Below are 23,508 nucleotides of genomic sequence, written 5' to 3'. Positions count from 1 at the left end.
GTCGCGTGCTTCTGAACAATTCAGACGCGCGGTCACCGTGCGTGATTGCTGACAAGGAGACCGATCCTGACCGGACCCTGCTGCCCGACGGCATGGGCATCCTGGCCCGGCTGGACGGTGGCAGCCCGCTGCCCGAGCTGACCGCAGCGGTGAACGCCGTGTGTGAGGAGGCCGAGGAACCGCGCGAACCGACGGTCGTCGTCCTCCGGTTCGCGCCGTCACCGCCCGGCGCCCGCGAATGGCCCGGCGATGTCTCCATCCATGAGGTCAACCGCTGGGAACGGGCCGTCCGTCGGCTGGAACGGCTCGACAACCTCACCATCGCCGTGGCCCAGGGCACGTGTGGCGGCCCCGTCCTCGACTTGCTGCTGGCCGCCGCCTTCCGGATCGGCACCCCCGACCTGAAGCTGGTACTTCCGGTCAACGATGAGCACTTCTGGCCCGGTATGGTCCTCTACCGGCTCGTCCAGCACATCGGTCCGGCCCGTGCCCGTCGCATTGTGCTGTGGGGCTCCGACATCCCTCTCCCCGATGCCATCGAACTCGGCATCGTCGACGAGGTCAGCAACGATGTGACCGAAGCGGTCCGAAACGCAGCCGCGTTGCGCGGACGGCTCTCCGACCGTGAGGCCCGGATCCGCCGCCGGTTGCTGGAGGAGGCCACGTCCGCCGAGTACCAGGACGCCCTCGGCGCGCACCTCGCCGCCTGCGACCGCGAGCTGCGCCGCCTGCGGAACGGTGGACCCGGCACCCCGGCCGGGACGGCGGCGGGCCACGTCGAGGCGGCCGGATGAGCGCCGGTGTGCCCAGCGGCGTCTCCCTCGATCCCGTACCCGAGCCAATCTGCGGCATCGAGACAGACGCCCGCCGCCTGGCCGAGTACATCGCCGGCACCGAGCGGCAGCTCGCGGCGCTGCCGCCCGCTCCTGACCGCGCCCCCCACGACCGGGACCGCGCCGTCGCGGTCCACGCGCGCGCCCGCCGGGCCCGCCGGGTCTTCCTCGCCCGGCACACCGAGACCGTCTACGGGATGCTCACCGACGGGCTGGCCCGTACCGTACGCCTGGCGGACCTCGTGTACGAGGCCGCCGACCGGTTCCCAGGCCTGGTGCCGACCCGTGCCCAGATGGCGGCCGAGCGCCGCTTCGTCCAGGCGGAGAAGGAGGGCCGGGAGATCGATCAGGGCATTTTCTGCGGCGCGGTGCTGCGCTCGCCCACCGCCGGCCGGCACCTCGTCGAGACGATGCTCACGCCCACCCCACGCGCCCTCACGCTCCTCGATGGCTTCCGTACCGAGGGCCGGATCGAGTTGGACACCGTGTACCTCGAACGTCGGGGTGTCGCCGGTCACATCGAGTTCCGCAACGCCGGCCGGTTGAATGCGGAGGACGACCGGCTGATCACCGATCTTGAGACCGCCGTCGACCTCGTCCTGCTCGACGAAGCGGTCAAGGTCGGTGTGCTGCGCGGAGGTACCGTCGATCATCCCAAGTACCGGGGACGCCGTGTCTTCAGCGCCGGAGTCAACCTGACCGACCTGCGCGACGGGCGGATCTCCTTCATCGAGTTCCTCCTCGGCCGCGAGCTCGGCTACGTCAACAAGATGCTTCGCGGTCTGCGCACTGCCCCGTCGCCCGGTGACTGGTGCGAACGGAGCGTTGGCAAGCCGTGGATCGGCGCCGTCGACACCTTCGCCATCGGTGGCGGCATGCAGCTCCTGCTGGTCCTCGACCACGTCATCGCCGAGGAGAACGCCTACATCAGCCTGCCCGCCGCCGAGGAGGGCATCGTGCCCGGCCTCGGCAACCTCCGGCTCACCCGGCTCACCGGAGCCCGGCTGGCCCGTCAGGTGGTGCTCGGCGGACGCCGGATCGCCGCGACTGAACCGGAGGCCCGCTATGTGTGCGACGCCGTGGTGCCTGCCGAGGACATGGACGGCGCCGTCGACAGGGCTGTCGAAGCGCTCCGCGCGCCGGCCGTCTCAGCCAACCGCCACATGCTCACCGTCGCCGAGGAACCTCTCGACCTGTACCGCGCCTACCTCGCCGAGTTCGCCGTCGTGCAGGCCGAACGCACCTACGCCCCGGATGTTCTGGCCAAGGTCGAACGGCGTTGGCAGGAACGCGAACGGCGGCGCGCGGCACGCGGGAGCGTGCGGTGAGCACCGCGCCCGCCCCGCACGCCGGCCGACCGCAGGGATCGCTCCGGGGCCGGGTCCCCGGCGGCATCGGCTTCGGCTCCGAGGGTGGCGCATAGTCCGCCGGCAGGGGTATTCGCACACCTCTCAGCGGTCGCGATGCGTGATGATCCGGGCCAGCGAGCTGAGCGCCCGTGCGCCCTCCTCCGCCGGAGCAGCGGCCTCCAGCTCAGCCAGGGCCATGGCCGGTTGGCGTTCCGCCTCACGCTCCACCCAGACCCGTCCGCCCGGGCACCCGGCGACGCGGCCCCGGGCCCGGCTGAGGCGGGTGTGCTGCTGCTCGACCAGGACTTGCGGCTGCTCTCGGAGAACCCGGCCGCGAAACTCTGGCGGGACGAGCTGGCCTCGTCGGGGGCGAAGCTGCCGATCGCGGTCCTGGAGGTCGTCGCGCGAGGGAGCGGCGCGGCGCTGCCGGCGTACGGGCGGATCCGTGGCCGGTCGGGCCGGTGGCTCTCGCTGCACGCCTCCCCGCTGAACGGTGGCCCGGACCCGGCGTCCGTGGCCGTGACGATGAACCCGGCGCCGGCCACCGATGTGGCCGAGGTGCTGCTGCTCGCGTACGGGCTCACACCACGCGAGCGGGACATGCTGGCGCGGGTCGTCGCCGGACTGCCGTCGCGGGCCATCGCCACGGAACTGCACATCACCGTGGCGACCGTGCAGGACCACCTGAAGAGCGTCTTCGCGAAAACCGGCGTCCGCAGCCGCAGCGCACTGGTGGCGACGATCCTGGGCCTGTGACCGAGTGATCGAGGGGTTCCCGCGGGGCCGCGCCCCTGGCGCGGGCCGTGACCGTACTCAGCCGTATGTTCGGGTCGGCCGGCTGCCGTATCAGCCGTCCTGGGCCGGGATAGCGGCCAACTGCTGTCGGCTGCCGAGCTTCTTCGGCATGAGGTTCTCCGCATAGAGGATCGCGACCACCGCCGCAAGCGCACCGCTGCACTGAGCGAACGCTCACCCGTAAGTCACGGGCGATGACCGCGTTCTCCTCCCTGTGCGCGAACCGTTCCGCCGCCGCCATTCGCAGTTGCTCGCGGAAGGCCCGCCGCCCTGTGCATACCTCAGACAGACGGCAGACCGCAGGGATCATGGACCGTCAGGCCCCACGACGTCCAGCATTGAAGGTCAGTAGCCGCAGATTCCGGGATGAGACAACGGGAGAGAACGACCTCTCACCTGCCGTCGCGCTTCCGCTCCCACAGCGTGGGGTTGTGGGCGTTGTCGATCACCGCGTGGCGGTGGAGTCCGGCGAGGTTGGCGTGGTTTCGCGGACCTTGCGTCCGTCGTGGGCCACGGCTGCCGACAAGGCCCGCAGGGCTGCGGGTATGGGGGAGGTACCGCCGAGCGTGCCGGGGCGGTGGAAGGAGTCGCCCGCGCGCGGGATCCACCGGACGCCGGTGTCGACTGCGATGCACGCTTTTCGGCGTCGAAAGCGGGCCGTACGAAGAAGCGGGCCGGTCCCACGCGGCGCCGGGGGGCCGTGACGTCGTCGAGGCCGTAGCCGAAGTCCACGAGGACCAGGCTGCTGGCGGTCTCGACCAGCAGTGGGTGGCAGGCCAAGCGGGCATCGGGCAGATGCATGGTGCCGCAGTTCAGGTGGTGGATCTTCACGGCAGGACGACGAGAGCGTAGAGTGACGATGCTTTGGCCAGCTGGGAACGCGCTGGCGGCGTTCACGGTCTCGTGTGTAGGAGGACGTCAGGCGGATGAGACTGCATTCCTCCTCGTTGCATGGCTCGTTGCGGGATCCGGTCCTCGGTTCGATCGGATTTCTGAACGAGGTGATGAGCCGCTATCCGGAAGCGATATCCTTCGCACCCGGCGCGCCGCATCCGGACACGCTCGAGAATATCGACACCGAATGGTATGTGGGTAGATTTATCGATTACCTCGTCCAAACGGGGCGGAGCCCGGAGCAGGCACGCCGACTGCTTCTTGAGTACGGGCCGAGCCGGGGCATCATCAATGGCATCGTCGCAGATGCCCTGCGCCGGGACCACGGAATCGACGCCCCCGCGAACACGCTCGTCATGACCGTCGGTGCCCAGGAAGCGATGCTGCTCGTGCTGCGTGCGCTGTTCCGCTCGGGCGAGGGCGTGCTCGCGGTGGCCAATCCGTGCTTCGTGGGTATCGTCGGGGCGGCCCGGCTCCTGGACATCGATGTGATTCCGGTCGACGAGATGGACGTTGGGATCGATCTCGACGGTTTGGAGCAGACGTGTCGTTCCTCTCGGGAAGACGGTCGGCCGGTTCGTGCGCTGTACGTCGCACCCGACTTCTCCAATCCTGGTGCGGCACGTATGTCGCTTGGCCGCCGTCGGCGACTTCTCGACCTCGCGGAGCGCGAGGGCTTCCTCGTCATAGAGGACAACGCTTACGGGTTCACGGCGGCAGCCGGAGCCGAACTGCCCCCACTCAAAGCGCTTGACACCGCTCGGAGTGTGGTTCATATCGGTACCTTTGCCAAGGTTGCCTTCCCGGGAGCCAGAGTCGGCTATGTGATCGCTGATCAGCCGATCGGCTCCTCTGGTGGCGGCACACTGCTCGCGGACGAGTTGGCCGCCGTGAAGAGCATGGTCACCGTGAACACATCCCCGCTGTGCCAGGCCGTGATCGGCGGGATGTTGCTGGAGCACGGAGGCTCCGTGATCGAGTTGAGCCGTCGCAAGTCCGAGCTCTACCAACGCAACCTGACCTGCTTGGTCGACGCATTGGACCACCATCTGGGAGACGGGTCGCATCCCGGAATCCGCTGGAACCGCCCCTGCGGTGGGTTCTTCGTCCGCGTCCATCTGCCCGTCCCTGTGGACGCCGCTCTGCTGGAGGTGTCCGCGGCCAAATATGGTGTGCTGTGGACTCCGATGCGGCAGTTCTACCTGGGTCGAGCAGGCGATCACCAACTTCGACTGTCGTGCAGCTACCTCGATCCCGAACGGATCGAGGAGGGGGTGCGGCGCCTGACCGCCTTCCTGTCGGAGGAAATCGAATGCCGGTCGGACAGCGGCAATAGTGACTGACGCCGGAGCCGTGGGGGCTCCACCGCTCAAGGTGCCGCTGGGTAGGTGGCACAGTCGCCTCGTGGCTGACGTCGAAGACGTCGACGCCCACCGGCCCCTGGTGGCTTGTACGGGGAAATTCGTGGGAGCCGCCATGTCCGCGCGCCTTTCAGGGGTCTCCGGGAGTGAGCCAGTCGTGCTCGGCGTTCTGCTCAACGCTCGTGGACTCACCGAGCTGGTCATCCTGAACGTGGGCCTGGAACTGGGGGTGCCGGAGAGCGGTCTGCTTTACGGGTACGGCCGGACGGTTCGGCCGCGACCGGTCCGTAACGGTGGCTCGCGCTGATGCCGATCCCGCCGTGACACACAAACATGGAGGCGTCCAGGCGCGTCGTCCACTGTTGGGACGGTATGAGAGGCGGAGACCGGCGTGAATCCCTTCGACGATCCCGACGCCGAATTTCTGGTGCTGGTCAACCACGAGGGACAGTACTCGCTGTGGCCGACCTTCGCGGATGTACCCGAGGGGTGGACGGTCGACCATGACAAGGACGCCCGTGAAGCGTGCCTGGCCCCATATCGAGGAGAACTGGACGGATATGCGGCCCAAGAGCCTGGTCGAGGCGATGGGCGGCTGAACGTCGATTGGTGGCCGCCGCTGAAGGCGGCGTGACGTGGCGCGGGCGAGGGGCGCGTCGCCCCGGCTGCTTCCAGCAGGAGCTCCGGCCCGTGCCGCGGGCCACGGCGAGGCCGGACATCGCCCGTCAGGGGCAGGAGCCAGATATCCTCAAGCCGGAGCTGCTACTTTCGCATCATGATGACCAGGGCCGCCCAGCCGAGCGCTCGAACATTCACTCAGGACGCACGCAGAGCGCAAATAGTTCAGGCAACCATCGAGACACTGGCCGATATTGGTTATTCAAAGGCCTCATTCAGTGCGATATGTCGACGGGCCAGGCTCAGCAGTACCGGAATGATCTCCTACTATTTCTCGGGGAAGCCCGAACTCTTTCGGGAGGTCGGCCAGACCATCCTGACGGAGGCCGGAACGGCCATAGAGGCCAGCGTCGACGCTGAGATGACATACCGGGGGAAGCTCGGTGCCTATATTGCCTCTCAGGTGACCATCGTCATCCGCCGACCGCTGTACGCCCAGGCACTGGCAGAGATCGTCGCCATGGCCCAGACGCGGCAGATAGCCGGCCTGGACGACATCGCCCGCAGCGCCCTGTCCATCGAGTGTCTGGTCAACCTGCTGGAGCAGGGGTGCAGAGCGGGCGAGTTCCACACTTTCGACTCCCGTCTGATGGCCCTCGCCATCCGCGGCGCCATCGACAGCGTCGTCCGTCATCACCATCTCGGCGACGGCGAGGTCGACCTGGAGCGGTGCGCACGACAGTTGGTGGACCTTTTCGACCGCTGTACCACATCGGTCAACAGCCCGGCCGAGGGCCAGTAGTAACAACGGCGATCGCCGATGTGCCCCAACGGAGCACACGGAGAAGGCGTTCACCGTATCGCCGGAGGCGGCGTATTTCGGTTTGCAGCCGACCCGGAACGCGTAACTGCGGCTACCACTGGTGCCGTTTGAAATCGGCCTGCTCCAGTATTGATACCGAACCGGAGAGGACGCAGAAGTGTTCTGATTTGTTGGCGTAATCCGGTCGGCAGCGACTGCCCGTAGTACGGCGGTACGGGAGGGAATCATGCGAGCAATCCGAGAGGCGCCCGGCATCGTCGGCGTAGGTGCCGCGGTGCCGCCGGACTCCTACACGCAGCGGGAAATCCTCGATACCTTCGGCGTCACCGACCCCCGAATCCGCTCGATCTTCCTCAACGGAGCGATCGAGCGGCGCAACCTCAGCCTGCCGCCCCTCGGCCCCGACGGGAAGCCCATTACCGAGACACAGGGCGACCTGCTGCGCAAACACACGGCGAGCGGGCTGCGCATGGGGCGCGAGGCCGTCGAGCGCTGTCTGAAGGACGTCGGCGCATCCCTCGCCGACGTCCGCTACCTGTGCTGTGTCACCTCCACCGGACTTCTCACGCCGGGCTTCTCCGCGCTGCTCATCAAGGACCTGGGCGTCGAGCGGTCCTGCCAACGCCTGGATGTGGTCGGCATGGGCTGCAACGCCGGCCTCAACGCCCTGAACGCCGTGTCCGGTTGGGCCGCCGGCCATCCCGGCGAACTGGCGGTGATGGTGTGCGTCGAGGTGTGCTCCGCCGCGTATGTCTTCGACGGGACCCTGCGCTCGTCCGTGGTCAACAGCCTGTTCGGCGACGGGGCGGCGGCCGTTGCCGTCCGCGTCCCGGGGCGGACTTCCGGGGAGCGGTCGCCTGCGCCGACGCTGCTGCGGTTCGCCAGCCACATCATCCCCGAAGCCGTCGACGCCATGCGCTACGACTGGGACGACGCGCACGGCAAGTTCAGTTTCTACCTCGACCCCGAAGTTCCCTATGTTGTCGGGGCCAACGCCGAAACCGCCGTAGAACGCCTTCTGACCGGTACCGGGGTACGCACGAGCGACGTCACCCACTGGGTGGTGCACTCCGGCGGCAAGAAGGTCATCGACTCGGTCCGGGTGAACCTCGGACTGTCCCGGCACGACGTGCGGCACACCCTCGGAGTCCTGCGGGACCACGGCAACCTCTCCAGCGGCTCGTTCCTGTTCTCCTACGAGCGGCTGCGTGACGAGAAGGCGGCTCTCCCCGGCGACATCGGAGTGCTGATGACCATGGGACCGGGATCGACCATCGAAACGGCTCTGGTGGGCTGGTGACGGAAGGAACCGCTGCTGAGATGAGGCCCGGGCCCGGCTGCCCGACCGCTTGGGCGTGCTGGTCCGGCTGGACAGCGACCGCTCGCTGCCGGAGCTGACCGCGGCGGTGGACATGCTGTGCGAGGAGGTGGAGAACCTCAGCAGCAGGACGGTGGCCGTTCTGCGGGTCCTCCCGGCACCGCTCTGACGCCGCGAGTGGCCCGGTGACCCTCCATCCAGGAGGTCAACCGATGGGAACGCGCGGTCCGCCGGCTGGAGCGTCTCGATGCCGTCAGCGTCACCGCCGCCCAGGGAACGTGCGACGGGTTGGTTCTCGACCAGCTCCTCGCCGAGGGTTCCCGGATCGGCCCCCGACCTGAATCTCACGCTCCCGGTGCACGACGGCCACTTCTGGTCCGGCATGTCCGTCTACCGGCTGGCGCAGCACCTCGGCCTCGCCCGCGCCCGCCGCATCGTCTTGTGGGGCACCGACATACCGCTGGCCGAGGCCACCGACATGGGCCTTGTCGACCAGGTAGGCGATGACCTCGTGGAGGGGGTCCACACCGCGGCCGTGTCGCGCGGCCGGCTCTCCGACCTGGAGACCCGCATCCGGCGGCTCCTCCTCCAGGAAGCGGCTTACGCCGAGTACGACGACGCCCTCGGCGCCCACCTCGCCGCCTGTGACCGGGAACTGCGGCGTCTGCGTACCCCCGGGGGGACCGGCCGCACCGAGATCACCCTGATTCACCTGGCATCGAGGGGCGCCTACGGCGTTAGGCGGGTGCACGCTGAACTGCGGCGACTTGTCCGAGATGTCAACCGCAAGGGGGCGGAGCGGCGACCTGGAACCCGGCTGTCTCACGTACAGCGACCGCGGAAGTCCGGTGGCCGTTACCGGCACGCCGCGCGCTGCCGGTAACGGCCACGGCCGAGTGAGGGCGGCGTGGCCCTGGCGTCGGCCCGGGCGTCAGGTGTCTTTGAGCTGGAGGGGGTTGGGCCCGCCCACGACGTGGCCACCGTGGACCACGCTGCGTACCTGAGGAGTTCGCCGCCCCGTGGGTGGGGTGAGGCGGGCCGGAGGCTTGGGCTGCCGCTGCGCCACCCACGCCGCGATGTGCGCCCGGGACCGTAGCCCCAGCGTGGTACGGATGTGCCGGATGTGGGTTTCGACGGTCCGTACCGACACATGCATCCGAGCCGCGATCTGACGGTTGGTGAGCCCCTCCATGACCAGCTCGGCCACGTCCCGTTCCCGCCTGCTCAACGGATGGGCGGGGCGCTTGTGGGGTGCTTCGGGTCCGTCGTCGCCGAGCGCGAGCGAGATCGCCTGCTGTTCCGGCAGACCCTGGGCCGAATCGAGCCAGGCTTCCGCGCGGGCGGGCGGGATGGCCCGGAGCGCCGTCTCTCGCGCCTCGTGCACGCGCCGGCGCCACCACTCGGTGCCCCGCCCGGCGTCGTCGCGGATTCGCTCCGCCGCACCCAGCAGCCGCAGCCCCCGGTCGAACCGGCGGGCCCGGGTAGCGACCAGGGCCAGCCCCTCGATCGCCGCGGCAGTATCGCTCCGATGGGCCGGGCGTGCCCGCAGAGCCTCGGCGAAGTATGCCTCCGCCGATGTCAGATCGTCCTTCTCCAGCGCCAGCGCACCGGCCGTGACCAGCACCGAGCGCAGTCGGAAGGGTACCGCGTGGCGGCGCAGCGCGGGCAGGACGCGGTGGATCGTCTGCTCAGCGCTGCCGAGTTCGCCGTTCTCCAGCTGCTGCCGGGCGATTTCGCCCAGACAGAGCGCGGTCAGCATGTTGTGTCCCAGCCGCAGGCCGATTTTCAGCGCCTCCGCCAGGTCGGCGCGGGACGCCTCTCGCTCGTCCGCCTGTTGCCGGATCATGCCGCGCAGTAGGAGCAGGCGGCCCAGCCGGGCCGTGCTGCGGCCGCGCTCGCGCTCCAGCGCCACCGCCTCGTCGGCCCGCCGGGCGGCGGCGGCGTCTTCGCCCTCCCGGCGCGCCAGCGCGGCCGCCGCCTCCAGGGCGACGCCGCGGTAGACGGAGGTCGGCGCGGTGCGGTCCAGGGCGTGCGCTATGTGTCCGGCGGCACCGGATTGCCGCCCGCCGACGACCTCCGCCGCTGTCAGCGCCGCGGCCAGCAGCAATTGGCGTTCATCGTCTCCCGAGCCGAGTCTGCGCAGGGCGTGTATGAGGTTGGCGTGTTCCTTTTCCAGCATGCCGAGTGTCCCGGCCGGCGCGACGGCATCCTCGCGCAGCGGCAGGGACGCCGTCGTCAGCCAGGCGGTCAGCCGCTCGTATGCCGCTGTGTCCTCGCCCTGGGCGACGAGCATCTCATGCCCGTAGTGTCGCATGGACTCCAGGAGCCGGAAGCGGGCCGGACCGTCCGCGCCGGGGAGCGGTGTGATGACGGACTTCGCCTCCAGACCGATGAGGATCTCGGGCATCGCCGACACTGCCTCGGGGATGTCGGCAGCGAGCGCGGCGGCGGCATCCGGCCCGAAACCACCCGGGAGCACCGACAGCCTGCGCAGCAGTGCGCGTTCCGCCGCGCTCAGCAGGTCGTACCCCCATTCCAGGGAGGCGCGCAGGCTCCGGTGCCTGCCGTCGGCGAGCCGCCATCCGTTCGTCAGCAGCGCGAGACTGTCGTCCATCCGGGCCCGGACCTCGGCGGGCGGGAACACGCGCATCAGCCGGGCGGCCATCTCGATGGGCAGTGGTACCCCGTCCAGCCGTACGCAGATCTCGCCCACGTCCGCCGCGTTGGCCTCGGTGAGCTGGAAGTCGGGAGCGACGGCGCGGGCCCGGTCCATGAACAGGGTGACCGCGTCGGAACGGAGGCATGCGGTGAGCTCGGTGCCGGAGTCCAGGTCCGGCAACGCCAGTTCGATCACCGGGAAGACCGATTCGCCCGGGAGCCGCAGGGGTTCGCGGCTGGTGACCAGGACCCGCAGTCGGGGGTGGCGCGGCAGTAGACCGGTCAGCAGCGTGCCGCAGGTGTCCAGGACGTGTTCGCAGTCGTCGAGGAGGAGCAGCCGGTCCTTCTCCGCCCCATCCGCGCCGTCGGGCATCGCGTCGAGCGTGGTGAGGATCCGCTGCCGTATCTCCTCCTGCTCGGTGAGCTGACTCAGCCTCACCACCGCCACTTCGTGGCGTCGGCCGCGAGCCTCCTGGCCGGCCAGTTCCAGGGCCAGCCGCGTCTTGCCGATGCCCGCTGGGCCGGTCAGTGTCAGCAGTCGCGCCTCGCGCAATGTACGGGCCAGGTCGATGAGTTCGTCCGTGCGTCCGATGAAGCTGCTCATCTGTGTCAACGGTGTTTCGGTCAGCGCGGTGTCCATGCCGCCGGACTTCTGCCGCATGCGGTAGGAGCGCTGTCGGCAGGCGTTGGAGCAGTAGCGGGCCCGCGGCGGCGAGGTACTGGACTGCCGGTGCGGGCGCACCGGCCGGCCGCACATGTCGCAGGTAGCCGTCGGGGAAGCGGACATAGCACCTACCTTGTGGGTGAGGTCGGGCATGGGTGAGGGCCGTCCCGGGATACGAGGATGTGTGTCCGCCTGACGGCGGACGGCCGAGGCCTCGATGGCGGAGATGTGTGGGAGTGTGCGGGGTATTTGGCGTGGCACGTTTCCCGGCTAACCGACGGCATGTCACGAGGTCGGCGTTCGATCGGCATGCGATTGACGTGGTGGGGGGCACACCGAATTCTTGCTCCGTTTCTGCCGGGAGAGCGGTGGTGAGTTGCACCCCTGAACCAGGAGAGTCACTGAGAATGTGATCCCAGTCCTGAGAATCATTTGATGAACTCCGGTGGCACACACCCGCGGCCACTGGCGAGGACGAGTGCGTCGGTCTTTCCCCGTCAGCCGGTCCCGTGGGGCGGTCGGATCCCAGTCGGCCCCGGTCCGTGGTGAAATGCCGGGCCGGCCCCGGAAGGGACCTGGGTGCGGCGGTTCAGCAGGTTCCGTCCGCAGGTCTCGGCCGAGGTCCGGTCGGACTGGTGGGAGACCCCTGCTTCCGTGCCGAGGGTGCGCATCTCGGGGTCGATGTGTGCCGTGTACGTGCCGGGGTGGTCCACCGATGCGGCGGGGACGCGTCTCCGAGCCCGTGTGAGGAGGGAGGAGGGGCTGTCGTCCGACCTCTATCGCGTGCGGTGCCTGCTGGACGAGTGGTCGCCACCTCACACCGTCTTTCTACGCTCATATGTGGGGGTTTAACGGCAGTCGATCGCAAGTAACGTAGTTGACGATAGGAATATCCTCTTGGCCGGTCAAGCAATCCTTTGCACGGTCCCGAAACATTGTGGTTCCAGGGTTCGGTGGTGCGGCCAAATGGATACTGTGCACCCGTTAAGCATCTGTCCGTTTGGCTCTTCCAGAAGCCCGCTTGCTGACCGAATCTCCGTGCGAAACCCGACGCCAGGCCGCAGGTGCCGGGTTTCCGGTAGCAATTGGTGACGTGCCTCTCGGCTCGGCCCTGGTCAACGGAGGTCCGGCCGCACTCGCTGAATGTTCCCGCTACAGCTTCGTGTGGTCTGCCGTAGTCAATCGGCGCCGCGTTCGACTCTTGTGTCACGTGCCCGTTTCATGGTGTGCGTCGCCCGTATCCGGTCCGTTTCCGGGTGGGTCCCCAGTGCGTACAGCGCCCGGCGCAGATCGTGACCCTGGGCGCCTCTCTCCAGTACGCGGACGGCCTCCGTGGGCAGTTCGGCCCCCGGCGTCCGGGCGTGACCCGGCCCAGCGCGATCAGCGAGCCTCCACCGGGAGGACCACGGCAGCAGGATGGGGTTGAGCCGTCCGATCCATTCCATCCGTCGCTCAGCGGTCCGGGCCGCGAGATGCCGGACCCCCGGTTCCTTCAGCACCGAGCCGAGCCGCACCGCGGTGGCGGCGCGCTCCCGTGCCGTGGCAACAGCGGAACCGCCTCGGCGACATCGACATGCTGCCGCCTCCCTCGTGAGAGCGGACCCTCAGGAGGCCAGGTGACCTTCAACCTTTCACGTGACTGTCGGAACGGCGGCGAACGGGGAGGGACGCCACGTTCTAGGAAAACCCTCAGTGGAAGAAGGGACATGATTGCTCCCGACCGGGGGAGAGGGAGAGGGACGCGGTAGTGATCGTCACTCCGGTCGGGCACGGCGCGCACTGGACGTGGGACCGGGGCGGGGAGCAGCCCGCGCGATGGGCGGACCGAGACCGCGAACTCGACACGCTCGCCGACCTTGCCCGGCGGACCGCGGCGGGCCACCCTGGCCTCGTCGTCGTACAGGGGCCGGCCGGCATCGGCAGGTCGGCGCTGCTCCACACCCTCGCCGCGGACGCGCGCCGGCTCGGGCTGCGGGTTCTGCACACGCGGGCCGACGCGGACCGGTGCACCCTGCCGCTGGGCACCGTGAGGGCCCTGTGGGGGTCCATGGCCGCCGACGCACCCCCGGACCCCGCCGCGCCGCCGCGGCAGCCGGTGCCCGGCGACGCTGCCCGCGCCCCGGCCGGGATCCCCCACGGGGTTCTGACCGGATGGCATGAGGCTGTGCGCGCCACCGCGGCGCGAGGGCCCCTCCTGATCGCGATCGACGACGTCCACGAGGCCGACCCGGTGTCGCTGCGTTGCCTTGCGTACACCGCGCGCAGGCTGGCCGGGCTGCCGGTCCTGCTGGCGCTGAGCCGGCGCGACGGCAGCGCGTGGACCCCGCTGGACGAGGCGATGATGACCCAGCCGCTGTGCCGCGTCGTCCGGCCACGGCCGCTCACCGCCCCGGGCATCGGCCGGGTCGCCCGGCGACTCACCGGCGCCGAGACCGAGACGCGGTTCCAGGTGGACTGCCTGGCGGCCACCGGTGGAAACCCCCTTCTGGTGACCGGGCTGGTCACCGCGCTGCGGGAGCGCGGCGTGCCGCTGACCGGCGCGGGACTCGACGCGGCGGGCGATCACGACCTACCTGCCTTCCGGGAGTGCGTCGTACGGCTGCTGCGCCGTCAGCCACCACCGGCCGTGCGGGCCGCCGAGGCCGTGGCCGTACTCGGCGACGCGGCGGACCGCGATACCTGCGCGCAACTGGCCCAGGTCGACGCCACCACCTTCGTCCGTGCCCTGTCCGTCCTGGACTCCCTCGGGCTGGCGCAGGCGTCCTCCCGTACGGACGGCCGGTCCCTCGCGCACCCAGCCGTACGGAACGCGGTCCTGGCCGACATGCCGGCCGAGCAACGTGCCGGGCTGCACGGTCGGGCGGCCCGGTTGCTGCACGACGGTGGGGCACCCGCCTCGGACACCGCAGAGCATCTGCTGCGGTCCCGGGTGACGGCGGATCAGCCGTGGGCGCGGGCCGTACTGCGCGAGGCGGCGCGCAAGGCGACACTCGAGGGCGCGGTGGCACGCGCGGTGGAACTGCTGCGCCGCTGCGTGCCGGACGACGCGGCGGACGCCTGTGACCCGGACCTGGTGGCGGAACTGGGCATCGCCGAAAGCACGGTGGACACGGCGGCCGGTATCCGGCACCTGACGGCGGTCCTGGACCGCGTCTCCCGCCCCGGCCTGCGGTTCGCCTCGCTCAGCACGCTCATCGGCGGATTGGCGCGTACGGGCCAGGTGGACCGCGCCGTCACGCTCCTTGCCCGGCACCGCTCCGCCGTGGCCGGTACTGCCGCCGGGACCGCGAGCGCGAGGCTCCTGGAGGCGGACATGCTGATGGCGGCCACCGACAACCTCGACGCGTACACCGAACTCCTCGACACGGAGTCGTTCCACATGGACCTGCCGGGCGACACCCCGGAGGCACGCGCCCTTCTCGCGTGGCGCGCGTTCATCTCGGTGTGCCGCATGGATGATGTGCCGCAGGCACTCACCGCGGCGGGCACGGTGATCAGGCTGGGCGGGCCGACCACCGACTCGACCGCCACCCTGGCCGCGGCCGCCTCGGTGCTTCTGTACGGAGACCGCCCGCACGAGGCGGACCGTGCGTACCGGCAGCTGATGCACGGCACCGACGCCGTGCGGAGCCAGGCCTACCCCACGCTGCTGGGGCTCGGCGCGGCGGCCGACGAGCGGCTCGGGGCTCTCGACGAGGCGCTGCGGACCACGGCCGAGGCGCTGCGGAAGACCCGGATCGCGCGGGCCACCCGGTATGAGGCGCTGCCCCTGGCGGTGCGGCTGCACACATTCCTCGACCAGGGCGATCTCGCGGCCGCCATGGCCCTGGCCGCCGAAATGCCCGACCCCCGGGCCGACGACGAGTGGCACTGGAACGAACTGCTGTGCGCCCGTGGGCGCCTGCACCTGGCCCAGGGCGAACCACGGGCCGCCCTGCGGGACTTGACGGAGTGCGGACACCGGCAGCGGGCGTGGCACCGTACGAATCCGGCCGTCTCCTTCTGGTGGTACTGGGCCGGACAGGCCCACTTGGCGGTGGGCGACCGCACGGCGGCGGTCGAGCTGGGCGAATGGGCCGTGGGCCTGGCACGCCCGGCGGGGCTCCCCTGCGCGCTGGGGACTGGACTCGAACTGCTGGCCGAGGCCGCCGACGAGCGGGACCGGCTGGCCCTGCTCGACGAGGCGGAATCGGTGCTGGCGCCAACCCGTGCGGCGCTGCTGCTGGCCGGGGTGCGGGTGCTCCGGGGCCGGGCGCTGCAACGCGCCGGGCACACTCAGGCGGCCCGGACGGTTCTGGGCAAGGGCTGGCGGGAGACCCACGCACTCGGCGCCCGCGCGCTCCACGCCGCCGCCCACCAGGCGCTGCTGGCGACCGGGGCCCGGCCCCGGCGCGCCATCTCGGGCAGGTCGGGCGCGCTCACCCGAAGTGAGGCCCAGGTCGCGCGGCTGGCGGCCGACGGCTGGTCGAATACGCGGATCGCGGACGCCCTCTTCGTCACGCGCCGGACAGTGGAGGCGCACCTGACCTCGGTGTACCGCAAGCTCAGTCTGTCGTCCGGACGCCGGGAGCTGCGCCGCGGGCTGGAGCCGGGCACGGGCGCGGGAGTCGCCGAGCTGCCTCACCCGCAGTGACCGGTGAGGTGGCCGTAGAGCTGGACGACGGTCGGTCCGTGTGCCGTGACACCCCGACCTCCCGGTCCCCGGCCCGTACGGCCCCGAGGCTCTGGCCAGGACACCAGCCGCAAAGTAGCGGATGATCACGCGCCCACCGCCGTGGCGCTCTGATTGTCGTGCCCGCGCAGCATCCTCATTGGTCACGCATCCCAGGTGACCAGCTCCGCCGCGACTGTACGCACCTCGAGGTCGACCTGGGTCGTACAGGCGTCCAGACTCCTTCGCACTGCGCCGAAAGACTGTGGGCTCGGTGGTTCGGGTTGTAGTCCGGCGCGGTTCACAATGCTACCCGCCTGTTTGGGCTTCGGATGCGCCCGCCTGCTGGCCGAACCACTTGTCGAGGGCTTCCGGTAAACTGCGACGTCCCGGAATGCCCAGCTTGCGGTAGCAATTCGTAAGGTGCTTCTCGGTCATCCGGGATGATATACCCAGTTGCTCCGAGATCTCCGTATTGCTGCTGCCTTCGGTCGCCAGTCGCGCCACCCTGAGTTCTGACCGGGTCAGCCGAGATTTTTCTGTTCTGGTGTTTGTGTATTCTCTTTGCAGCTTAGCGCTGATTTTCTGCACCATCCAGTCGGCTCCACATTCCATACCCAGGTCGTATGCCCGTTTTAGAATGTCCGTTGACCGTATCCGGCTCGTTTTCGCGTGGCTTCCCAACGCGTACAGCGCCCGGCACAGCTCATGGCTGTTGGCGCCCCTCTCCAGTACGGAGACAGCCTCCTCCAGCACTTCGGCCCCCCGGCGACCGGGGATGACCCGGCCCAGTGCGACGAGTGCGTGGCCCTCCGCCGCCGGGGCGCCCCACTTACGTGCCCGTTCCACCTCCAGCCGAGCGGCAGTCAGCGCCTGGTCATGCTCGCCAAGGCGGTGATGCATCAGGGCGGCGCACGAGGACCACGGCAGCAGGACGGGGTTGAGCCATCCGATCCGCTCCATCCGCTGGCCGGCCGTGCGGAAGTGGCTGAGAGCACCGCGTGCCTCGTGGCGCCGGGCCGAGAGAAGACCGCGCGCCATGTGCAGGAGAGCGGCCAGATACTGGTTCGCGCGGCTGAGCCGATGACGGGTGAGGAACTCCTCCGCCAATTCGGGCTCTTCGCTGTGCAGCGCGACGATGGCGAGAATGGCGGTGCAGAGCGCGGGCAGACCGCTCGCCTCCGGACCGGCGAGGACATCGGCCCGCAGCATCTCCTGCTTGGCGTCGGCCACGTTCCCGACAGCCAGCGCGATCATGGCCTGTTCGGCCCGTATGACCGCTCTCTCCACCTCCCCGCCCTGGCGGTGCGCCCGTCGACTTGCCAAGCGCAGCCAGTCGGCCATCCCTTCCGTACGCCCTGTGGCGGCGAGGACGTTCACGGCCAGCGGCAGCGTGGTGTGCACGTGTTCCGGGCCCGGCCGCTCCCGCTCCAGCAGCTGGGTGCACAAAGCCGCCAATCGATCGGCGGATGTGCTGTTGGTGACGAACGCGATATGCGCCACCGAGGCGACCAGCGCCCGTTGACCGGCTGTACGCAGTGGCGGGCGCGGGCCGAATTCCTTGAACCTGCGCATGGCGTCGCGGATATAGGAGGGGTCAGGGGAGGCCAGAGCGTATGTGTGGGCCTCCAGACGCAGGGCCAGCTCGCTCGTCAGAGGATCGCCCGCGCCCGGTGCGTCCAGGGCATCGGCCACGTCGCGCATCAACGAGTCGATGGTGAATTCTGCCGGTTCTATCAGCAGCGGGCCCAGCCGTGTCACAACGGCCGCGCGATCCCGGGCGGTGTCGAGCAGTGGTAGGGCCTCGGCGACATGGCGCAGTGCGGACATGGTGGCGAAGCTGCGCTCCGCCGACGCCAGGTCGGTCAGCAGACCCGTGCGGACGGAGCCGACGGACGAGCTGTCCAGCAAGGCCTGCCGCAGGTAGCGTGCCGCGTCGCGGGGCGCGCCCCGGAGCAGTGCGCTGTCCGCGGCCTTGCGGAGGATGTGGACGGCTTCTGGGGTGTGCAGGGTAGGGACGGACAGCAGCTGCTCCGCGGCGACTTCAGCCGGATGCCCCGCTCGGTGCAGCAGCTCTGCGGCCATGCTCCGCATTGCGGTGAGCTCTTCGGTGGGAATGCTGTCCACCACTGCGTCCCAAAGAAGCGTTCCGCCCGCTCGTGCGCCAGAGCGCTCGTCGAGGAAACCCAGGAGCCCCAGCACATGGAGCGCCTCGGCGTACCGGTGTGCGTCCAGCCCGGCAAGCTGGGCCGTGACCGGTAGGTCCACGGTCCCGCCGAGCACGGCCAACGCGTTGGCCGTGCGTCGCACGTGATCGGGCTGGGACCGGAGGAAGCCGGCCAGGCGCTGGTACAGGTGGTCGGGGCGCAGCGCGAGGACGGCGCCGGCGTTCGCGGCGGTCGGGCTCAGCCCACGGAACCGCGCCTCGTCCATCAGAGACTGCGTCAACAGAGGATTGCCACCGGATCGCTCATGCAGGGCGCTGACGAACTCCTCTTCTGCCGTCGTCTCGAACGCGTCCGCGATCAGGGCCTGTGTGCCAATTGGGCCGAGGGCGGACAGGACGGTCGTCCGGTCCGCGGTCCCGAGCAGGCTTTTCATGGCGGGCCGTTCGGCGCGCGCGTCGCCCGAGAGTATCGAGAAGACGAACAGCAGCCGTCGGCTGTGCCGCCGAGCCACTTCCTGAGCCAGTGCCCGCAACGACTCGGTGTCGGCCATGTGTAGATCGTCCACGAGCACGAGCAGGGCTCTGTCCGCCGACAGCGTGTCCAGGAGAGATTTCAGGTCCTTCCGCGTGTGCTCAGGTGTGGTCCGGGGCGCCTGCCCGGCGGGCGTTGTTTTCCCACCAGGCTTGGCCACCATGGCCGTGGTGGCCCGCGATCCCGTGGGCCCCGCCGGGACGCCACAGCGGCCGGAGTCCGCCAATTGGCGCACCACACCGAGTGCCAAGTCTTCTTCCGTGGCGGACGCCTGGGCTCTGAGGAGCCCGGTCCGCTCCTCCTGCGCCAGCCGGGCAAGAGCTTCCAGGAACGACGATTTGCCCATGCCCAGCGGGCCTCGGACGACAAGGAGTGATCCGTTTCCGTTCACGGCCTGTCGCAGGGCGGCTGCTGCCGTCGCCAGTTCAGTCCTGCGTTCCAGTGACACCATGCCCTCCTCATGCGGTAACGCGTGGGCCGGAGGCTTCGGTTGGCTTCTTCGAGGAGGCGCCGTGGCCGGCGCCGTTTCATCACGGCGGGAACCTGCCTCGCACAGCGAGAACGGGATGGCCTCCGCTTCACGCGGTGAGCCGCGGCCTCCGCGACCCTCACCTCATGAGTCGTTCAAGGCAGATCAGGTGATCCCGCTGATCTGAAACCAATTACGAACCATGTACGTTCGGCCCCGCGAAACCCTCTGGGCCGGGGCGATATGATGCCGACCGGTGCTCTTTCCAACGTCCCGACCTGCCCGACAGCGGCGAGTCGCACTCCATTGCTCGGTCGAGCATGTGGGCGGTGGCGTCGGTCCAGGGCGCTGCGGCCGGAAGCAGCCGAGGTCTGCGCTCCACGGCGTCGCGTCATCGACGCCGGTGAACTCTTGTCGCGGCCATGGTCCGGTAGTCGCCCAAGCCCATCTGGTCGACGGCGCCAGGAACGGCATGCCCGTGCCGCTGAACCCGTACGTGCAGCCACCCAGACCGTTCGGCCGCACCGCTCGTGACCGCCGTGATGGCGGTCAGGCCCGAGTCCACGCACCGGGGGACGCGTCTCCACCACACCAGCGGGGCGGTCTTGGACGGTGGGCCGCAGGGTCGCTTCGGTGTGCCCCATGAGCGCCACGGAGGTCCTGCCGGTGGCTGAACTGGTACGCGACCGCGGCCCCAGTGTCCCTACCGGTAGCGGGGACGGCGACTTGGATGGGGTTCTGTTGGTTCACGAGTTTCTCGTCTTTCGCATGTGCCAGGTCGGAACGGCCCGGCTCTGTCGCCCCCGCGGCCGTAGTCTAAGACGCGTATCGAGTCGTGATCAATGAACCCTTCTCGGTAACGTCTCGTGACGGTTCGTGATCTTCGTTCAGGTGGTGCGGCCGTGTTCGAGGTGGAGCAGGAGGAGGGCGGCCCGGGCGATGCGGGAGATGGCGGCTGGGTCGAGGCTGACTCTGCGAAGGGCCTTGAAGGTGACCTTCAGTAGGGCGTTCGCACGCTCCGCCATGCCATGCACGCCTCGGATCACGGCGTTGAACGCCTCGTCGGGCTCGGTGAGTTCGCCGCTCTTGGGTTTCTTGACCGGGTGGCGGAACCCGTCGCCGGTGTTCTCGTAGCCGAGGTCGGTCAGGGTGGGGACGCCCAGGGTGGCGGCGAGCCGGTCGAGGGCGTCGACCAAGCCGTGGGCGCGGGCGCAGGTGGTGTCGTGCTCGCGGCCCGGGCGGACCGGGGAGACCCATAGCGGCCAGCCGTCCGGGGCCGCGATGACCTGTACGTTCCCGCCATGGTGCCGGTGTTTCCCGGACCACCACAGGTCCGCACCGTTGGGGCCAGCGGTGGCCACGCGATCGGTGCGGATCACCGTGCCGTCCAGGTTGAGGTGGGTGTATCCGGCCGCCGCCGCGCGTTCTAGTGCGGTGGACAGGTCGGGCGCGTGGTCGGCGAGCACGGTCAGGCCCTCGTACAGGTAGCGGTAGGCGGTCGGGGCCGCGATGCCGTTGTCCCGGGCGAGTTGGACGAGCCGGGTGCCGTCGACGAACCAGCGCAACACCAGCACGGCCTGCTTGAAGACGCCCAGGGCGCGGGTGTTCCTGCGGGTGCCGATCCGCCTGCGGTGGTCGCGCAGTAGCATCGCGAGATGCTCGGCGGTCCCCTCGGACATCAAGCACAGCGGTGTAGGTGATACTGGACGGCACGTGAAGCCTCTCGGCCGGAACTTGATCTTCGCAGACTCGTTCCTACCAAGGGCTTCACGCATATCTGACGCCGGGTCACCAGCCGACACCTCGCACACACGGTCACGCACCGCAACCATCACATGTTGCCGAGAAGACTTCACTGCGGTGACCCGGTCGGCGGACCTGCTGCGTGAGGGTCGTGAGCTCCTGCTGGACCTCGTCGACCGCGCGGAGGTCCGCGACGCCGCGGCCGCGTGGACCGGACGGGTCAACACCGTCACAGCCCGCACGGACCGGGTGGACGTCGACGCCTTGCTGATCCGGCCCGACGGTTGTGTCGCCTGGGCCTTGCCTACCGGGCAGGACCTCGCCACCACCACGCTGGTGCGTGCGCTTGGCACATGGTCCGGCCAACCGGCCTGAGCACCGCATTAACAATCGTCTCAGGTTCGCTCCGTAGGAAGTAGGCATCCAGATAAGCGATGCAACCCGTATGTAGGAGGCTAGTGATGGCAGTCGACGCAGCGCCGTCAGGGGGAAGCGCCGCCCGGGCGGTTGAGGTTCGGGGCGGCCACCATGGCGCCGGCGACGGCGTTCGCTGTCGCCGCCTGCGGGTCGCACGCCGACAACAGTGCGGGGCCCGCCGCGGCCGGCCCGCACAGCGCGCACGCGGGCGGGTCGTCAGCTCCACCACAGCCGCTGCGCCCCGGCGAGCGGTTCCTCGACCTGAGGATGGCCGAGGCCTACACGCCCGCGCCGCCGGAGGGCGGCGGCTCGGACGAGTACCGGTGCCAGATGATCGATCCGGGCCTGACCAAGACGGCGTTCCTGACCGGGACCCAATTCGGACCGGAGAACGTTGCCATCGCGCACCACGCCGTCGTGTACGCGGTGCCGCCGGGCGGCGCTGCCGCGGTGCGCGAGCAGGACGCGAAGACCCCTGGTCTCGGCTGGCAGTGTTTCGGCGGGACCGGCGTGGCCGGCGCCGAGGTCGAAGAGGGGGACGCGGCGTGGGTGGACCCCTGGGCGCGCCTGGTAACGACGAAGGGTCGATCTGAATGATCTTGCAGACGGATGCCGCACGGATATCGCACCACACAAACACCTGAAGAGAGACTGACATGAAGTCCATCGCAAACCCTCTGGAGCACCTCACGATGGGACGCCGCACCTTTCTAAACGGCGCCACGGCACTTGGCATTGGTGCCGGCTTGTCCACGCCTGCCATTGCCTCCTGCACGGCAGCGAACGAGAATCAGGACCTGCGCTTCATCGGCACGGAAGAGACCTTTTCCACCCATGAGTTGATGGTGCTGAACGACAGGCTGTTCCTCGAGGATACTGGTCTTGCCGAGCTCGGCCCGCGCCGCATCGGTGCAATGGATGAGGCGGGGATCAACGTTCAAATCCTCTCCGCACATACGCCAGGTGTGCAGAATGTCAAAGGTCAGAAGGGCATCGATTTTGCGTATCGCCTCAACAAGTTGCTCGTCGATGGACCGATGGCCACCTATCCGGGGCGGTTTAAGGCATTTGCAACCTTGCCTCTACAGAATCCGGAGGCCTCGGCAGACGAACTGGAACGCACAGTTCGGGAAGATGGCTTCCTGGGATGTTTGACCAATGGAATCATCGGGAAGAAATTTCTCGACCATCCCGACTTTGAGCCCCTGCTGGCGCGCGCCGAAGCCCTTGATGTGCCGATATATATCCATCCGGGCCTGCCGCCTGATGAGGTTTTTGAAATCTACTACAGCAATATGCGGCCGGAATATCAGAAGGAGTTCCAGGACCAGGTTCTCAGCATCTCTGCATATGGATGGCACCAGGAAGTCGTTACTCAGTGCCTCCGAATGATCACCTCAGGAGTATTCGACAGGTATCCCAAGCTCCAGATTATCATCGGCCATATGGGAGAGGGCCTTCCGTTCTTCTACAAACGCGTCGTGGAGAAGATGAGCGAAGTGACCAAGAAGAGCCTGGACAAGCCGTTCGAGCAGTATTTCCATGACAATTTCTGGTTCACAACCAGCGCATTCCCTCAGACTGAACTGCTCGATCTCCTGCTGAAGTACATAAGTGTGGATCGAGTGATGTTTGCAACCGACTACCCGTTTGCAAATATGAAAACTCAAACCGACTGGTTCCGGGGAGTCGATTTGCCACGCGAAGCCAAGGAAAAAATTGCGTTCCGAAATGCGGAAAAACTGTTCGGCATAAAAGTCTGACACGTCCCGACGGGCAGAATGATGCCCGTGAAGTGACGCGCCAGCGTCGGCAGAAGTGGAGAATGCTTTGGCTGTAAGGCGAGAGTGCAGCCAGAGTATGTGATGCGCGGCTGCCGCATCACGCGGTCTTCATGCAACGGCGGATCGCATGCTCTTCTAGAGAGATCGAAGTGTCGAGCTAGTGTCTCGTGATCCGGTTTGTGTCACCTGAAGCTCTTTGACTCGTGGGCAGTGCGCGAACCTCTCTTCGGAACAGGCCGGCTTCGGCTGCCGCGCGGTGGTCGCCGACTGCGCCTGTTCCGTCGGTGACGACTGGTACCTCGCACTGCGCGCGGCCGGCCTGGCCTACGTGGTCGCGCTCAAGCCGCACCGCGGCACCTGGGCCCGGACCGACCAGCCGCACACCCCCATCGAAGCCGCCCACGCCCTGACCTGGAAGGATGCCAAGCGTCC

General features: G+C 68.8%; 15 protein-coding genes and 3 pseudogenes. 15 read left to right on the top strand and 3 right to left on the bottom strand.

Annotation, left to right across the window (positions count from 1 at the left end):
• Window positions 1-41: 41 nt before the first annotated feature.
• The 10 genes and pseudogenes from dpgB (at window position 42) to LIV37_RS00045 (ending at window position 8,874) form a co-directional block, all read left to right on the top strand.
• Window positions 42-794: an enoyl-CoA-hydratase DpgB gene (gene dpgB / locus LIV37_RS00085; RefSeq protein WP_243146439.1), complete on the top strand. Its 753-nt coding sequence runs from the start codon at window positions 42-44 to the stop codon at window positions 792-794.
• Window positions 791-2,161 (top strand): (3,5-dihydroxyphenyl)acetyl-CoA 1,2-dioxygenase DpgC, encoded by a 1,371-nt coding sequence (gene dpgC / locus LIV37_RS00080; protein WP_020865090.1) that lies wholly within the window; start codon window positions 791-793, stop codon window positions 2,159-2,161. Before dpgB ends, dpgC begins: the two co-directional genes overlap by 4 nt.
• Window positions 2,162-2,386: 225 nt before the next feature.
• Entirely contained in the window at window positions 2,387-2,938 is a 552-nt protein-coding gene (locus LIV37_RS00075) for a helix-turn-helix transcriptional regulator (protein WP_158634962.1), read from the top strand.
• Window positions 2,939-3,903: 965 nt separating this feature from the next.
• Window positions 3,904-5,214, top strand: a complete 1,311-nt coding sequence (locus tag LIV37_RS00070; RefSeq protein WP_020865086.1) for an aminotransferase-like domain-containing protein — start codon at window positions 3,904-3,906, stop codon at window positions 5,212-5,214.
• A 61-nt stretch (window positions 5,215-5,275) separates the two neighbouring features.
• On the top strand, window positions 5,276-5,539 hold the full coding sequence (locus LIV37_RS00065; RefSeq protein WP_148717892.1) for a hypothetical protein: 264 nt from the start codon (window positions 5,276-5,278) through the stop codon (window positions 5,537-5,539).
• A gap of 84 nt (window positions 5,540-5,623) precedes the next feature.
• A pseudogene (locus LIV37_RS00060) lies at window positions 5,624-5,831 on the top strand (MbtH family protein).
• A 176-nt stretch (window positions 5,832-6,007) separates the two neighbouring features.
• Window positions 6,008-6,652: a TetR/AcrR family transcriptional regulator gene (locus tag LIV37_RS00055; RefSeq protein ID WP_121826007.1), complete on the top strand. Its 645-nt coding sequence runs from the start codon at window positions 6,008-6,010 to the stop codon at window positions 6,650-6,652.
• Between the two features lie 247 nt (window positions 6,653-6,899).
• Window positions 6,900-7,973 (top strand): 3,5-dihydroxyphenylacetyl-CoA synthase DpgA, encoded by a 1,074-nt coding sequence (gene dpgA / locus LIV37_RS00050; protein WP_020865083.1) that lies wholly within the window; start codon window positions 6,900-6,902, stop codon window positions 7,971-7,973.
• Between the two features lie 55 nt (window positions 7,974-8,028).
• Window positions 8,029-8,160 (top strand): hypothetical protein, encoded by a 132-nt coding sequence (locus LIV37_RS51640; RefSeq protein ID WP_020865082.1) that lies wholly within the window; start codon window positions 8,029-8,031, stop codon window positions 8,158-8,160.
• A gap of 186 nt (window positions 8,161-8,346) precedes the next feature.
• Entirely contained in the window at window positions 8,347-8,874 is a 528-nt protein-coding gene (locus LIV37_RS00045) for a Clp protease/crotonase-like domain-containing protein (protein WP_020865081.1), read from the top strand.
• A gap of 48 nt (window positions 8,875-8,922) precedes the next feature.
• Here the strand turns inward: LIV37_RS00045 and LIV37_RS00040 are convergent, their stop codons facing one another.
• A complete protein-coding gene (locus tag LIV37_RS00040; protein WP_158634963.1) occupies window positions 8,923-11,436 on the bottom strand; it encodes an ATP-binding protein in 2,514 nt (837 codons plus the stop codon).
• Window positions 11,437-13,060: 1,624 nt separating this feature from the next.
• Between LIV37_RS00040 and LIV37_RS00035 the strand changes: the two genes are divergently transcribed.
• Window positions 13,061-15,946, top strand: coding sequence for an ATP-binding protein (locus LIV37_RS00035; RefSeq protein WP_020865077.1), 2,886 nt, complete (start codon window positions 13,061-13,063; stop codon window positions 15,944-15,946).
• A gap of 327 nt (window positions 15,947-16,273) precedes the next feature.
• Here the strand turns inward: LIV37_RS00035 and LIV37_RS00030 are convergent, their stop codons facing one another.
• Window positions 16,274-19,114 (bottom strand): helix-turn-helix transcriptional regulator, encoded by a 2,841-nt coding sequence (locus tag LIV37_RS00030; protein ID WP_121826009.1) that lies wholly within the window; start codon window positions 19,112-19,114, stop codon window positions 16,274-16,276.
• 905 nt (window positions 19,115-20,019) lie between these two features.
• Window positions 20,020-20,845 (bottom strand): annotated as a pseudogene (locus LIV37_RS00025) (HARBI1 family protein).
• 147 nt (window positions 20,846-20,992) lie between these two features.
• On the opposite strand from LIV37_RS00025, the gene LIV37_RS00020 reads away from it, so the two are divergent.
• From LIV37_RS00020 to LIV37_RS00005, 4 genes and pseudogenes are all read left to right on the top strand, one after another.
• The gene (locus LIV37_RS00020; RefSeq protein ID WP_020865074.1) at window positions 20,993-21,250 is read left to right on the top strand and encodes an aromatic-ring hydroxylase C-terminal domain-containing protein; all 258 of its coding nucleotides are present in this window, start codon (window positions 20,993-20,995) and stop codon (window positions 21,248-21,250) included.
• Between the two features lie 153 nt (window positions 21,251-21,403).
• The gene (locus LIV37_RS00015) at window positions 21,404-21,889 is read left to right on the top strand and encodes a hypothetical protein (protein ID WP_148717893.1); all 486 of its coding nucleotides are present in this window, start codon (window positions 21,404-21,406) and stop codon (window positions 21,887-21,889) included.
• A 59-nt stretch (window positions 21,890-21,948) separates the two neighbouring features.
• Window positions 21,949-23,055: an amidohydrolase family protein gene (locus LIV37_RS00010; RefSeq protein ID WP_020865072.1), complete on the top strand. Its 1,107-nt coding sequence runs from the start codon at window positions 21,949-21,951 to the stop codon at window positions 23,053-23,055.
• A gap of 250 nt (window positions 23,056-23,305) precedes the next feature.
• A pseudogene (locus tag LIV37_RS00005) lies at window positions 23,306-23,508 on the top strand (IS701 family transposase); the annotation flags it as partial.

Source organism: Streptomyces rapamycinicus NRRL 5491, from assembly GCF_024298965.1.
GTDB classification, from domain to species: domain Bacteria; phylum Actinomycetota; class Actinomycetes; order Streptomycetales; family Streptomycetaceae; genus Streptomyces; species Streptomyces rapamycinicus.
The sequence above is the reverse complement of the archived record's forward strand: the minus strand, read 5'-3'. Positions and strand labels throughout refer to the sequence as shown.